At 44.9% G+C, this 14214-nt stretch carries 8 protein-coding genes; all 8 read right to left on the bottom strand.

Translation table 11 applies throughout. The features are described 5' to 3' along the window. Positions 1–3: 3 nt before the first annotated feature. Entirely contained in the window at positions 4–822 is an 819-nt protein-coding gene (locus MHI25_RS03270; RefSeq protein WP_076186267.1) for an aminoglycoside phosphotransferase family protein, read from the bottom strand. Between the two features lie 14 nt (positions 823–836). Further along, on the bottom strand, positions 837–1133 hold the full coding sequence (locus tag MHI25_RS03265; RefSeq protein ID WP_036676767.1) for an antibiotic biosynthesis monooxygenase: 297 nt from the start codon (positions 1131–1133) through the stop codon (positions 837–839). Between the two features lie 21 nt (positions 1134–1154). After that, positions 1155–1778, bottom strand: coding sequence for a hypothetical protein (locus MHI25_RS03260; protein ID WP_076138393.1), 624 nt, complete (start codon positions 1776–1778; stop codon positions 1155–1157). 23 nt (positions 1779–1801) lie between these two features. Continuing rightward, positions 1802–2320, bottom strand: coding sequence for a DJ-1/PfpI family protein (locus MHI25_RS03255; RefSeq protein ID WP_076186261.1), 519 nt, complete (start codon positions 2318–2320; stop codon positions 1802–1804). Positions 2321–2560: 240 nt separating this feature from the next. Further along, positions 2561–3673, bottom strand: a complete 1113-nt coding sequence (locus MHI25_RS03250; RefSeq protein WP_340394969.1) for an endospore germination permease — start codon at positions 3671–3673, stop codon at positions 2561–2563. Between the two features lie 240 nt (positions 3674–3913). Further along, positions 3914–5071, bottom strand: coding sequence for a Ger(x)C family spore germination protein (locus MHI25_RS03245; RefSeq protein ID WP_076220460.1), 1158 nt, complete (start codon positions 5069–5071; stop codon positions 3914–3916). Then, on the bottom strand, positions 5068–6618 hold the full coding sequence (locus MHI25_RS03240; RefSeq protein ID WP_340394968.1) for a spore germination protein: 1551 nt from the start codon (positions 6616–6618) through the stop codon (positions 5068–5070). Before MHI25_RS03240 ends, MHI25_RS03245 begins: the two co-directional genes overlap by 4 nt. A gap of 1215 nt (positions 6619–7833) precedes the next feature. Next, positions 7834–14214, bottom strand: coding sequence for an S-layer homology domain-containing protein (locus tag MHI25_RS03235; protein ID WP_340394967.1), 6381 nt, complete (start codon positions 14212–14214; stop codon positions 7834–7836).

Here is a 14214-nt window from a genome sequence, read left to right as displayed (position 1 = left end):
TGATCAGCTTACCTCTGCGGCTAAGGTGTGTAGACGTTTACGAACTTCTTTTACCAGCAGCTCCTTCTCTGGAGGCGAAAGCCCCTCCACCAGACGTGCGGCAGCGATCGGCAAAATCCAGCGGTCTACGTCCTCATAAGTGTGTCCTGATAATCTGAGATACTCTTGAATGTATCCCTTAGTTAATCTTTTTCTTATAAAACCTAACATTAATTTGGAGAAGGCCGAAGCTCCCGGAGGCATAGCTCCCAAACTGAACATCACTACGGAACGCGCAGCATCTCCAGCAGGTTCTCCCACTACACCCGTCATCCAGTCGATCACCCAGAGCTGTTCATCCATAAGCACATTGTCGGGATGAAAATCCCCATGACATAAACGAGTGCCTTCCGGCAGCTTCTCCAGATACTTCAAAATGACGGATTTTTCCTCTTCGCTCAGCATAGGGGCAACCATGATCTGACTTTTCAGCATATCCTTTTGCTGGCCGATTTCCTCTGTAGTTTCAAGCTTATGTAAATCACAATGAAGCCCCGCCATCAGCCTGGCATATTGGGTAACTTTCCAAGGCTTCTCACCCATCACCTTTAGTAAAGAGGGACCCTGAATTTGTTGAAAAACGATACCTTGTCGATTCTGTTCAGAAATAAGCTCAAAAGGCTGGGGGGTCCGAACACCCCGCGCATGTACAAACTGGCTGATTTTATATTCCCGGCTGACGTGTTGCTCTGCTATATCCTCCCGATACAATTTAAGAATCCTCTGATCGTCATGCTGCCAGATCTCCGCTGTTCTGCCTTCCCCAACAAGCTTGGCCTTCATTCGGTATCCTCCATTTAGTCCAGATTAATGCGGGTAAAATGCTCAACTACCGGAAATGGGTCGTAGTAATGGTGAAGGAGTGCTTTCCATTCCTGATATTGGCTGGATTCTCTAAAACCAACAGTGTGGTCTTCAAGCGTTCTCCACTTCACCAGCAACAGATACTTATGATCATCCTCCAAGCAATGTTGTAATTCATGGCCCATATAACCTTCTATCGAGGAGATTAAGCTTGATGCCTCCTTGAAGCTTTGCTCAAATTCAGTAGTCAAACCAGGCTTCACTTGCAGCATCGCAGCTTCCAAAATCACACTCATCATCTCCTAAAGTTATTAATTTAAAGCATCCCGGAAAAATTCATGATAGAAATTAATGATGACCAGCAGTATTGCTAGTGACTCGTTGACACTGCCTACCTCCAGCGAATGATTGGCATCATCGATTCTATACACCTTCAAATGATTCAGCCCACTAATTTCACCCGAATGCTCTTCACCAAATAAGGGGTCACTGCCACCATAAATTACAGTCCCCCGACTCCGCTGAATCAGCGGCACCGCCTCAGGCAACGGGGTGATATATAGATGAGACGTCTTCTTCTGTATTTCTAGCTCTTCAGCTATTCTACCTGCAATAACAGCTCCCATGCTTTTACTTATAAAAAGAAACCTCTTATAATCCGGCAGAGAAGCAATCACGGCTTTACATTCCTCAATGATAATACTCATTTCTTCACGCTTGAAATCCACCCTAGCACTCTGGTAACCATATTCTAAAAGCAGAACATCACAATTATGCTCCCGGGCAGCTTTAGCCGCATAATCCAGCAGAGAGCGATCAGCTGAATAATTTTTACCCGGAAAAATAACAGCCAGCGCTTTGGAACCTTGGGTGATATATTTATGTTTAACCTCTCTACCCCAATAAGAGGACATAATGATATTGCTAACGTTCATACATGTTTCCCCTCTTCTACTCCTTAGACGGATTTAAAATGTTTAAAGAAATCTATCGTTTCTTGCAAATCTGCCTCATCTTTATAGATACTCATTACTCGCCCAATTTCAAGCGCAAAATCTACATATCCATTCGGCTTAGCGGTAATGATTGTTCCATCGACAACGACGTTAGATACGCCAGATTCATTGTCCACATAAACCTTACCATCCAGTACTCCGGCTGCCTTAAGAATGGATACCCCACCGCAAATGCCCGCGATGACTTTGCCTGCTCCATTCAGGCTTCTGATTAAATCTAATAGAGCCTCCTGCCCTATTAAATTATCTGTTTCCCCACCAGGGATAATCAATAAATCTATGGTGCTAACGTCCACATTTTCAACCAATACGGATGGATTCACAGAAAAACCCTCGCAGGAGATTAACGCCTTATCTTCCAAACCTAAGGTATAAACCTCACCCTTTGTTTTCATAAAATAAGCTGCCAATGTAACCTCAAACTGCACAAAGCTATCATATATAAGAATATATGTATTCAATGATAGATCAGCTCCCCTGTTCTCAAAAAAAGTAATCTCTATTCTATGTATCTATCATTATAGCATCATCGCCCTCTCCTGAAACTTACGGACTCAGAGGACGCTAATCAATAACAACTATGCGCTCCGCTAAGATTCCGAATGTGGGATTTCACCTAATTACTCATAACAAAAAGGACACAAGCACCCCAACAGCCACCTTTTATGGCTCACGAGACACCTGTATCCTCCTATTTAGAGCTATTGCTGCGACTGCGGCGCTATCTGTTTATTTTTACCTCGGCTCACAACAATTTCAGCGCAAATCCATAATATCAACGGAATAATCACCTGGAAAGGAAAGGCGTATATTTTATAAATATGGTAAGAGAAATAGTACATTTCCATAATATCCTTGTACACAAAATCCGCAAAATAGATCATGAGTAGTCCCATCTGAAGCACAACGGAGCGGTAACTCTTGAGCTTGAATACTTTAGCTACTCCAATGCAAGATACGTAAAGGCATAAACTTCCTTTTATAAATGTTGTGATTACAAAAGCCACTGCCGATGACGCTTCAATTCGGGTCAAAAAATCTCCTACATTAATACGCCCTGCAGACACATAAGCCGGAAAATATAAACTAGACAAGACCTCAGGACCCAGCATCAATAGGTTCCGTAGTGTAGCCATAATAATAATTGCCCCAGCAATCGCTACGCCACCAAATAATACCTTCTTCGCTGAGCTCTTCTTCGATAAATTACCGAATACCCCCAGAAAGACTACAACCTCTGCAAATGGAAAAGAAAATGTGCCCAGCGTATCGTTAAATAATGGCTTCCAGCCTTTATCCAACAGCGGAAGTAGGTGATGATATTCCATTTTGGAAAAAGCTAAGGTGACAATGACTAGATTAACAAATATTGCGAACAGTAATAGAAGCTTAGAACTTCTCCCCAGCACTTCAATCCCAGCCTTAACTATCCATATACACAACAGTCCAAGACATGCCATAGGTGCTATCATTGGTGTTTCGGTTAAAGTAACGGATCTACTGAATTCTCCAAAAACCCTAAGAATTAGTGTCCCTAGATGAAAGGTATACCAAATATAGAAACAAGAAATGATTCGACCCAAGACGCCTCCAAACACGGTAATCAACATATCAAATAGATCCTTACCTGGTAATAGGATGTGTAGTCTGGCATATATCAGCAGCAGTGGGACCACCAGTACCATGGCTAATAATACGGCGATCCAGTTACTGTTACCGGATTCTCCCGGCACACCCATAAATATTGAAGTCCCCATAATAAACAAGACAGCAATACTAATAGCATGCCCTGTTGATACGATCTCTTTGTTCATGCTCTATTCTCCCTTTAGGCTTGTCCCCTAAAATAGCATCTTAATCCAGTGTTCTAGGTATGGTGAAGGACTAGGGAGTGACCATCTCATTGCCAATGCAACAGCAATACAGAATGATACCAGACATAGTGCGGAAGAAACATAAAAATCCCGCTTCATCCCCTGTTTCCATAGACCATAAGGATCACTCAAAACAATTACCGCATAGATAAATATGACCACAACAACCAATTTTATCACCTATTTTTGATGAATCTTGATAGACCTTGACGTTTGTGCACTGCTCTCGATAATCACCTTGGAATTCACTACTATCTCTACGTTGGAAAATTCCTTCCCCCAGTTTTTCTCGATTTTCTCCCAGGTCCGTGGCATTTTCTCATGAAGAAGCTCTCCAAATCCAAAAATATCTGCATGGTAATCCTTCTGAACCTTATGAATAACGGAGAGAATCTGCTCCTCCAGTTCTTTTTCAGCCCACCTTTCTATAGTCTTCTTGCTGTCCAGATTATTGAATTCCCCCGAAGATTTGACCTCGTCCAGTCCTGCGTGTGTCAGTGTATTAAGCTTTATTTGGAGCTTACCGTTTATCCATACAGGTTTTATTTTTGTACGATTGGATAAAATTTCGAGGGAAAAGGCAGGTTCTCCACTTTCATCCTTTACGATTAACACACCTCCCTGGATTTGATTGTTGGCAAACAACATGTATTTCGTTTCTTCGCCACTGATCATACCGATCATTTTATCCATCCTGAAAATAGCTGTTCCGCTAACTCGTGCATTCTTCGTCTTATTTTGTTCATGAACATAAATTAATGGAGCGATGGCATATTCACCAGAAGCCTCGAGCTTATCTATGAAGTCCCAAATTTCCACAACCGGCGCTGTACTTACATTTTTCTCAGTCCTCATCTGCTGTGCAAGTGCATAGGACATAATACTCTCAGTCGAACTGCTGAGACTTATGATTTCTTGAGCCGACTTCTCTTTAGCGACAAAAATATACACATCCGATCGGGTTTCCGTATCCCTGTTGTACCAATCTATTACTTTGGTGACTCCCTCCCTTGCAATCTCCTCACTAAGGATAATCGCCTTAGAATGGCTCCAAAATAACTTTTTTCCAGTGATCGAGATCATTCCCCTCACAATATCAAACATGGTCTCGCCCGCGAGCGTGATCATTTTGAAGCCAGCCTGACTTGATTTCATTCCTTCCTTTGTATCTACAATCTCTGTTGTCACCAATAACTGACCGTCTTTTTTCCCCTTATCAATCGCGACCCCGGCAACAATCGACATATCGTCAATTTCAAAGTAGTTCCAGCAGCCTGTATTGCAGATCAGAAGCATCATGGATGTAACAATCAGAAGTATCCTTTTCAGCTTGCTCATGGTCTTCTCCTTATTTTATTGGAACCTTTTCTCCTCATATTTCGTGCCCCAATTAACGCCGGACGCAGATACATATGCCACCACGGCGCCCTGATCGCTGTATCTTTAATGTCCTGAGGACGGATTGAGCCTACTCCAAGCATGTATGGAACCCCAAAACTACGCAGACTCATCAAATGAACTACTAAACCAAGCATTCCAAGAAAATAACCGTATATCCCTAGAAAAAAACTCGCACCCAGCAGCAATGTTCTTACGATAATTAAAGGACCGGTCAACCTAGGGTTAAGTAGCGTCATGATTCCTGTTAAACCGACTACAATAATCATTGGAGCACTAACTATTCTAGCCTCCACTGCTGCTTGTCCTAACACGAGAGCGCCTACGATACTGATAGCCTGTCCTATATAGGTAGGTATCCGCTCACCCGCCTCTCTTAATATTTCAAATATAGTTAACATGAATAACGCTTCTACTATTGTAGGAAAAGGGACTGCTACTCTTGCAGTAGAAATACTGAGCAACAACATGGTTGGGATCATTTCCTGGCTATAGGTAACTAAAGCTACGTAAAGAGCAGGTATACTGATCGACAAAAAAGCTCCAAAAACTCTCAACATTCGATTGAAGGAACCAAAATAAAAGTTAATGTAATAATCCGAGCTGGCTTGAAAATTCTCTACAAATACATAGGGAACAGTCATTGCAAACGGGCTGCCTTCAATGAGCACGGCAACTCTGCCCTCCATCATGTTACTGACTACGGCATCCGGGCGCTCTGTACTTCCTGTCATTTCAAAGGGCGAATAGGGCTCGTCTCTAATTAATTCCGCCAGAGATGCCGTATCTAGAATAAGATCTATGTCAATCTGTTCCATTCGATTCTGTAATTCTTTGAGAATAGCCGGTGATGCTAACCCCTCCATGTAACAGATACATATCGGTGTTTTGGACCGTGTTCCCAGTGAACTAAAAACAAATTTTAACTCGGAATCTTGTACCCTGCGCCGAATAAGAGTGAGATTTACTAACAGTGATTCCGTAAATCCCTCCCTTGGACCTTTCACACTTTTTTCGGTAACCGGTTCCGCAAGAGCTTTCGTCTCCCAACCCTGTGCACCAATGTTCAGAACACCGGCATAACCGTCCATCAACAGTAAGGTCTTGCCAGCTATAATCGCATAGATCATTTCATCAAAATTCTCAGAGGCAACCACATCGCTAATACTAATGACCTGCGTCCGGATGTTCTCAATCAGCTCGGCTTTATTGCCACAATCCTTTTCGGTAAAATCAAATGCCATGACGGGCTTGATAATCCCCTCTTGGATCATATGTTTGTCAACCATTCCGTCAACATAGACTAATCCAAAGCGAAGACTATCACTAAACATGTTGCTAAACACTCTGATTCTAAGCGTTCCATCGTTCTTGAATATGTCTCTAAACAAAGTCATCATTTCATCCAGTGACGTACTCAGAGTCTGCTCAGATTTTGTGTTTTTTTGAGACGTATTGCTGTTCCCACCTGCTGGCCGTTCCTCCACAGTAGTCACTCCTGTCAGAATTAGGTTTCCTAGAAATTATCCCCCGTCTCTCCAAATCCTATCCGCCAAAATTATACTGAAAAGGGATCAACAAGAAAGAAAATGAGACTGCTCCATAGGCTGGGTTCCGCAGGTAAGTCACTAAATCAGCCCTTGGGGTCATGCCAATAGCGACTCACCGCATATATCCTCAGACACTTTCGGCTCAGGCACTCAACACCGCATACATCCTCAGACGCTTACGGACTCAGGAGGCGTTATTGGCTCAATTACCGCCTTTTGGGCACAGTTTCGGACTCCAGTGCAGCTATCTCATCAAAAGTGGCTCTAATCGGGCGGTTTTCATGCCAATAGCGACTATGGGGTCCGATAGCACACCAAAAGTCGATAAATGCAACGTTTAGGGGCTACTGGGTCCGTTGCCGCCGAGTCACACTCATCCTTTGGGCTTACTGACCTAGCGCAATAACACCGGACACATCCCCTGAGGCCTACAGACTCAGATACGATAACACCCAGTGCATCCTCAGACGCTTACGGACTCTAGAGACGCTATTTGCTCAATTACCGCCTTTTGGGCATATTTTCGGACTCCAGTGCAGCTATCTCATCAAAAGTGGCTCTAAACGGGCGGTTTTCATGCCAATAGCGACTATGGGGTCCGATAGCACACCAAAAGTCGATAAATGCAACGTTTAGGGGCTACTGGGTCCGTTAACGCCGAATCACACTCATCCTTTGGGCTTACTGACCTAGCGCAATAACACCGAACACATCCCCTGAGGCTTACGGACTCAGATACGATAACACCGAGTGCATCCTCAGACGCTTACGGACTCAGGAGGCGTTATTGGCTCAATTACCGCCTTTTGGGCACATTTTCGGACTCCAGTGCAGCTATCTCATCAAAAGCGGCTCAAACCGGGCGTTTTTCATGCCATTAGTGACTATGGGGTCCGATAGCACGCCAAAAGTCGATAAATGCTGCGTTTAGGGGCTACTGGGTCCGTTAGCGATCTCTTACGTGCAAATTACATACCATGAAGCAAAGTTTGTTTTAAGAGCGTGGTGGATACGAGCATGAGATTAGGCGTTTGGGGTTGGCAGCAAAAAAACACAGGTGCCCAGCAGTCATGATCATGACTACGGGACACCTGCGTCTTTTTTATATCTTGTATTGCTGCACGATTTTTTATATCTTGTATTGCTGCATGATTATTGAAGCTGCTCAAACAGGCGGAAGATCACGGTCGCTGCTTGCGCTCTTGTAGCCTTGCCGTTTGGTCCAAATTGGTTGGATGTCATACCGTTAATAATTCCACTAATACGCATCACTTCTACAGCTTTGGCTGCATCCGCGGATAACTGGTTCACATCAGAGAATGCTTCACCAGAAGCCTTTGTTCCGTCAGTCAAAGGGATATTAATCGTCTGAGCCAAACGATAAATCATGACCGCCATTTCCTGACGAGTAATCTCCTCGCTTGCACCAAAGTTGCCATCCGCTTTGCCTTTAACAATACCGAGCTTTTGAGCGCTCGCAATCGGACTGGCATACCATGCCCCATCCTTAACGTCTGTTAATGTGCTTACAGCCGTCTCATCTAGTAAATCAAAAGCGTTCATCAATATTTTGATGAATTCTGCACGGGTCACATTTCCACTTGGATTAAAGTGTTCAGCATCCATCCCTTGGATTGCGCCTCGTGCTGCGAGTGCTTCAATGCTGTTTACCGCCCAATTAGCTGTAGCGGTATCTTTGAATGAAACATTCGAGTGAACCACTACATAACTGCCAAGCTGTTGCAAATTTAACTCAAGCATCTGTGTTCCTGTATTAAATCTTCCGTTCTTAACGATCTCTAGTTGCTGATTACTGTTCAAGTAATAAACCACTACTTTATGTGCTTTCTCACCAGACTTCAGCGTATAAGGAAGTGCCAGCTTGATCCCCGATGTCTTCAGTACATCGCCTGGAATAATCACACCATCTACGCTAAGACTGATGTCTTTAATTGTACCTGCATTCAACTGACTGCTTACCGAAAGTGGCAATCCGGATATATCTCCAGTGCCCACAATAAGCTTAAGTTTGCTGTTCTTAGCATCTTTGTAAGTCTTCAGGGAATTTTCCGGCAGCATTATGCTTGCTGTTCCTGTATCAATCTTGAGGGATTTAACATTCCCCGCTGCTGCCAGTGACTGCAGTGGCAGCTCAACTACAATTTGTTTCGCGTTTCCGGTAGGATTCACGACAATGGACAGCATACCATCCTTTGCATCCTTTGCTGCCTTTTCAACATCTGCGGCAGTGAGTTCAGCCAATGCTTTTCCATCTGCTTCTATAACCGTCTGGACCACGATTTCACCACTGCTTACAGCAGGGGCAGCTGTCGCAGACGCGCTAGGCGACGGTTTGGCCGTGGCTACCGGCACATAAGTACCCGCTGCCTCTGTTGGTTTCGGCGTTGACGTTGGCGTTGGTGTCGCTGTCGGTGCAGGTGTTGATGTTGGCGTAGGTGTTGGCGTAACTTCTGAAAGCAACTTCAGGCCCGCAACCGCCGCAGTAAGCTGACTTAATGCCTCATCAATGTCTGCCTGAGTGGCAGTTCCACTCTCCAGCAACATCACTGTACGTGCTACCTCTTTCTCAAGAGTATTCCAGCTCTCCTCTACATAAAGGCTCTTATCCAGAGCCTCTATTGCTCTAAGCTTCTCCTCCAAGGCTGCCGTTATGAGAGGTGGATTTACAGAAACTAATGTTAAGGTATACGTTCTGGTCGTTGTTTTATCCAGTGCCGTCACAATGACCTTGTAACCCGTTTGGATTTCTCCCGCAATAGTAATGCTATCGGGTTCGTACACAGCGAAGGTAACCCCTACCGGAACAGTAAGTCCTTCCTTCAGCTCAACAAGTGTAGTCGTATCCGGTAAAATAATTTCTTTGGCTACCTGATCAATAGATCCGCCCGGAATTGTGATTCCGCTGATCGTTGCATCATGAGCTTCGACAGGCTGTAAGGCTTCAAAGGCATTTTTCAAATTGGAATATGCCACATTAATATCACCATCGGTAGCACCGTCATTTGCATAAGTGGCTTTAGCAGCCTCTAGTGCAATGCGTAGTGCCTCCCATTGCTCAGGCGTTCCGGTATAATTCTCTTCATTTACCGAAGGATCTTCCGCTGTATCAATGGCTGCTTTAAGTTTAGATTTATCGTACCTCACACTGATGCGGCAACTGGCAGCAATATCGGTGCCCGCCACTTTACCAAATATAGTGAAGTCTGTAGCAATGGTGAGTTTGTTAAGGGGAATTTCCTCCCATACCACACTTGCCAAGCCTGTCGTTTTATCGGCGTAAGTTACCGTAACCTTAGCTGGAAGATTAGGCACGACGTTAACTGTCGTACTCACCGCAATCTGTTCAATGCTTACAATCGCACCATGGTCGCCGGGAGCAGGAACTTCTCCTTCTGGCTTAGACGAAATTGCCCGCCATTCCTTAACGCCTGTCCAAATACTAGTGGACTGCTTATTAAGAATCAAACGGAGTTTATCCGTCTTCACCTCGTCAAAGGTTACCTCGTTAAATGCATTTCTTGCTTTGCCTTTCTCGCTCAGGCCCGTTACCGGTAAGTATTTTCCGGCATCCTTATCCCAATATTCGAAGCTGTAATCTCCCGGTACCTGTACACCGCCTTCATCATCATAGAAGTACACGGAGCTGCCTGACAAAGTCACGGGCTCTTTCCAGGTCAGTTGTAGCCAGTGGCTTTCACCGGGACCGCCCCAGTTCCCATACTGAGTTTCTGCTTCGCTATTGTAAATACTTGCTGAAGTATAAGGGATATAACCATCATTAATGCCATATACAGACTCCCATGCCGAAGTGTAAGAGGCACTAGGGTTAGCCAAAAGGGCAGCATTTCTGTATCTAAGGTTCTCCACCGCCATCCGCATTTGACCCGTTGCCACTTTGATCTCTTCCAGCGTATATTCTCCCTGAGCCAGCAATGCCTTGGCAGCAGTCAGCGCAGCTTGCAGCTCTTGCCATGTTGCCGCAGTAAAATCATCCTTGTTCCGGACAAGTCTGCCGGAATCCCGATCCGCAAACTTAGCGATCATCTCTGTCAGTTCTGCAGTAGCTACAAATACGGTGACTGGAACCTTCACGACAGTTTCAAGTTCCCCATCGCTGACAGTCAGGCGGTATTCGTATTCACCAGTCGCCTTAAAGGTTGCTTGCAGCATGGCCTTATCAAGCCCTGTCTCCTCTACTTCTCCTTCACCTGAAATCTTCTCCCAGGTATAAGTCAGCTTGCCACTTGGCAATCCATCATCAACGATTTGCGGCATAATCGTCAGAGGCACATTTTGCTCAACCTTCAATGGTGTTTCTAGATAAACCTTTGGTGCCTGATTGGCAGCCGCCTTAACCTCCAGATTATTGTTGTAGATCTGAATCTCCTTGATGGCGGTCGCAAGTTCCAGCGAATGCGTCACATGAATGCGAATCGCTGCAGTGTTAACCTTTTGGAACTCTACATTGTTATAGTTGGAAGCAATATACTCCGGATAGCGGAATTGCCCCTCCACTGGTTTCCAGCTTCCATCAGCATCCTGATATTCGACACCAAATGTCTGTGGTGTACCATAACCGTTCAGAAGCCGGTCATTATAGAAATAGACTTTTACATTGTCCACAGCCTGGACTCCATCAAATTTGAACGTAACCGTATCGACGGAATTCGGCGAACCTCCGAATAAAGCTGTGTTTGAGGTATGATTAATTGATGCGATTGTCGAATTGTCCGCCAGGTTGCGGATGTTCGAACCGCTCTTGATATAAGTCGATTCAACAGTAGTGCCTGAAGCAACAGCCAGATTCGTACCGTCATTAACAATATCTACGCCTGCTTTATTAAACATATCGACAGTCTTCTCATTGCTGGCTAGGGATGTTTGATCTGCCGCAGCAAGCGTCGTAGCACTGCCTTTTTCATATAATACCTGTGTCTTCGAGTTGTCGCCAACAGCCCCGGTTACATCACCTGAAGGTTTTTCCACCTTACCAGTAGCTGTATCATAAATCAGATGAGACATTTCGTTAGTTGTCATTACTAGTTCATCATTAATGAAGAGCGAATAACCTGCTGGAATACCTTGATAATGAGGATTGTCACTGTATTTAGCAGGATCCTGCCATACGATAGATAAGTTAGCATCATGATAACGCACGTTATCTACAGCAAAATAGTCATAATCGACATTAATCGGCCATAGCTCGATTTTGTCATCTGTCCGTGGCTGAATACCCGCCATATCTTCAACCACAGTGTAATTCATCATGCCAAGCGTATCGTGGTGAATCCATGCCCGTACCATATCTCCACTAGGGTTAGGAGGATTGTCTTTTGTCCATGGTGTGCCGAAGAAGTAATCCTCCAGCCAGAAAAATTCATTAGAGTCCAGGTGGTCCGTATTGCCCGGCTCCACTGTATGCAACCATGCGCCCCAATCAAACAGTGTTTTGTAAACGTCACTGTTGATGTTATCTATAGGATAATAGCGCAGAGAGGCACGAACGGTATTAATATAGTTGCCGAAGTTACACCATGCGAACTGGTCTGTACCGAAGGCATCCGTCTTGCCGTTCTTGAAATCTTCCACCCGCTTCATAATGCTGTTCTGATCCGCTGTAAAGAAGGGAAAGATCGGATAATAATTCGGATCTGCGTAATCAGACAACTGGGATAAATATTTCGCCTCATATCCTTCTTCACCTTCAGTTGGTACTACACCAAAGTTAAAGACAAACATGTTATTATCCCGCCAAGGGTTGAATACATCGGTACCACCCACAACTTTTTTGTGCAAAAAGCTGCCTGTACCATTCGTATCTGCCACACCGTCACCATCAAAGTCAGCCTTGTCGTACCACATCTCATTCAGAATTGAATTCTTAATATTCTGCGCCACAGTGTTCATTTTAGCTGCACCCGCAGTATCCCCAAGCTGCTCGTACATCTTCGCTGTTGCCACTGCATTGGCGTAGGTAGTAGAAGAACCATCCAGCCGGGCATAGTTACCACTGCCATTCCAGTGCATGGATACGGTATCTCCGTCATTACCTGTAATCGGACCGTGGTTATAATAAACAAGATTTGGATTAGTGCCTTTAAAATGTTCAAGTGTGCCGGTAACATCAGTGGCGGAAAAATCAGCGAACTTCTTCAGTATTTCCTGACCACCACCGTAAATCTTGTAAGCATCCCAGCCTACTTGCGACGTGTTCTGCATCATATCCCAAGTCCAGATGTTAGGACGTCCGGGATTATTTTTATAGTTCTTATTCTCGGAATATTCCCCCTGAGCCAGCCAGGTTCCATACAAGTAGGAAGGATCACGCAGCCATTTCAGATCCTGCATCGCCCATGGTACACTGACCGTAATCCCGTTGTTGTAGCCGAGAACGCCCTCCATGTTCATCGGGAACTGCCAGTCATTGCCCGGAATGTTGGCATCCAGCAAATTAAAGCGGTTACACCACCAACGATAATAAAGTACCTTCTTCACATTCTCATCGGGAACATCGATATATGGAATGTTCTCTGCCCACCACTCGTTGTACTCCCGCACCTGTGCGGAGAAGGCTGTATCATTGCTGTCAGCAGCCTTAAAGCTCTCATAATGCAGCTTTGAGCCTGGTATTTCATCCGCGAGCCAACCCATGACTACCTTTTGGTCAACGGAGCCACCGGCGGGCACTGTAATCTCTTTAACCAGTTCATTTCCGGAAGGACTCATGCCGTTTCCGCTCAGGTGAACATCCACGTAGGACATTGCTTCAACTACCTTTTGCCCGGCTTTGCCTATCATTAGCGGAGCAGCCACTCTGTAACCCACCAGCTCATCACCCTCAGCCGCTGAGACGAAAGGTGATTTAACCTTCATCGTCAACGTTATATCGCTGGCTGTAGGATTCTTCAATTGAAGCAGCGTTACAGCACTGTTATAGCTGGAAATAAATTTCCGCTGGTTAATCTCCAGGCCTCCGCTTGTGTAGGTCTGATTCTCATGACTCGGGTAGTTCTTCCGCACATTTTTCTGTTCCGCCAAGTCTCCTGTAGAAAGGGTGATGTTATACATCGTGTCCTTGTTCAAAGTATCCGCGTAATGCACTGTTCCCACAAAACCCAGCTTGGTATTATCCTGAGTCTTCATGTACAAAGCGCTTCCCCGGCTGAACAGAGTATTGGCGCTAACTTCATCGTTGACATCATCCGGAATGACACCTTCGTTAACAAGCAAGGCATCAAGCCAAGGCAAATCGGAATTATCTTTTGCAAAAGCCTCAAAATCAAAAGCTTCAATCGCTTGCATCATTTCTCCGACGGTGACATCGCTGAAATTAACGCCTTCCTTAACAATAGAATTATCCTTCCACTTCGCCTGCTCGTAATCGGTGCCTACACCTTCATGATAGAAATCAGTCGTGTAGTTAGCCGATACGGGAACAATCCCTGCATTTAATACCACAGCCGCGCATAATGCCGCTACAGAAGCTCTTCTGGGCCATTTATGACTTGTCAT

The organism is Paenibacillus sp. FSL E2-0177, assembly GCF_037992975.1.
GTDB classification, from domain to species: domain Bacteria; phylum Bacillota; class Bacilli; order Paenibacillales; family Paenibacillaceae; genus Paenibacillus_AQ; species Paenibacillus_AQ odorifer.
Note: the sequence above shows the minus strand (reverse complement) of the source record. Positions and strands in the feature narration are given on the sequence as shown.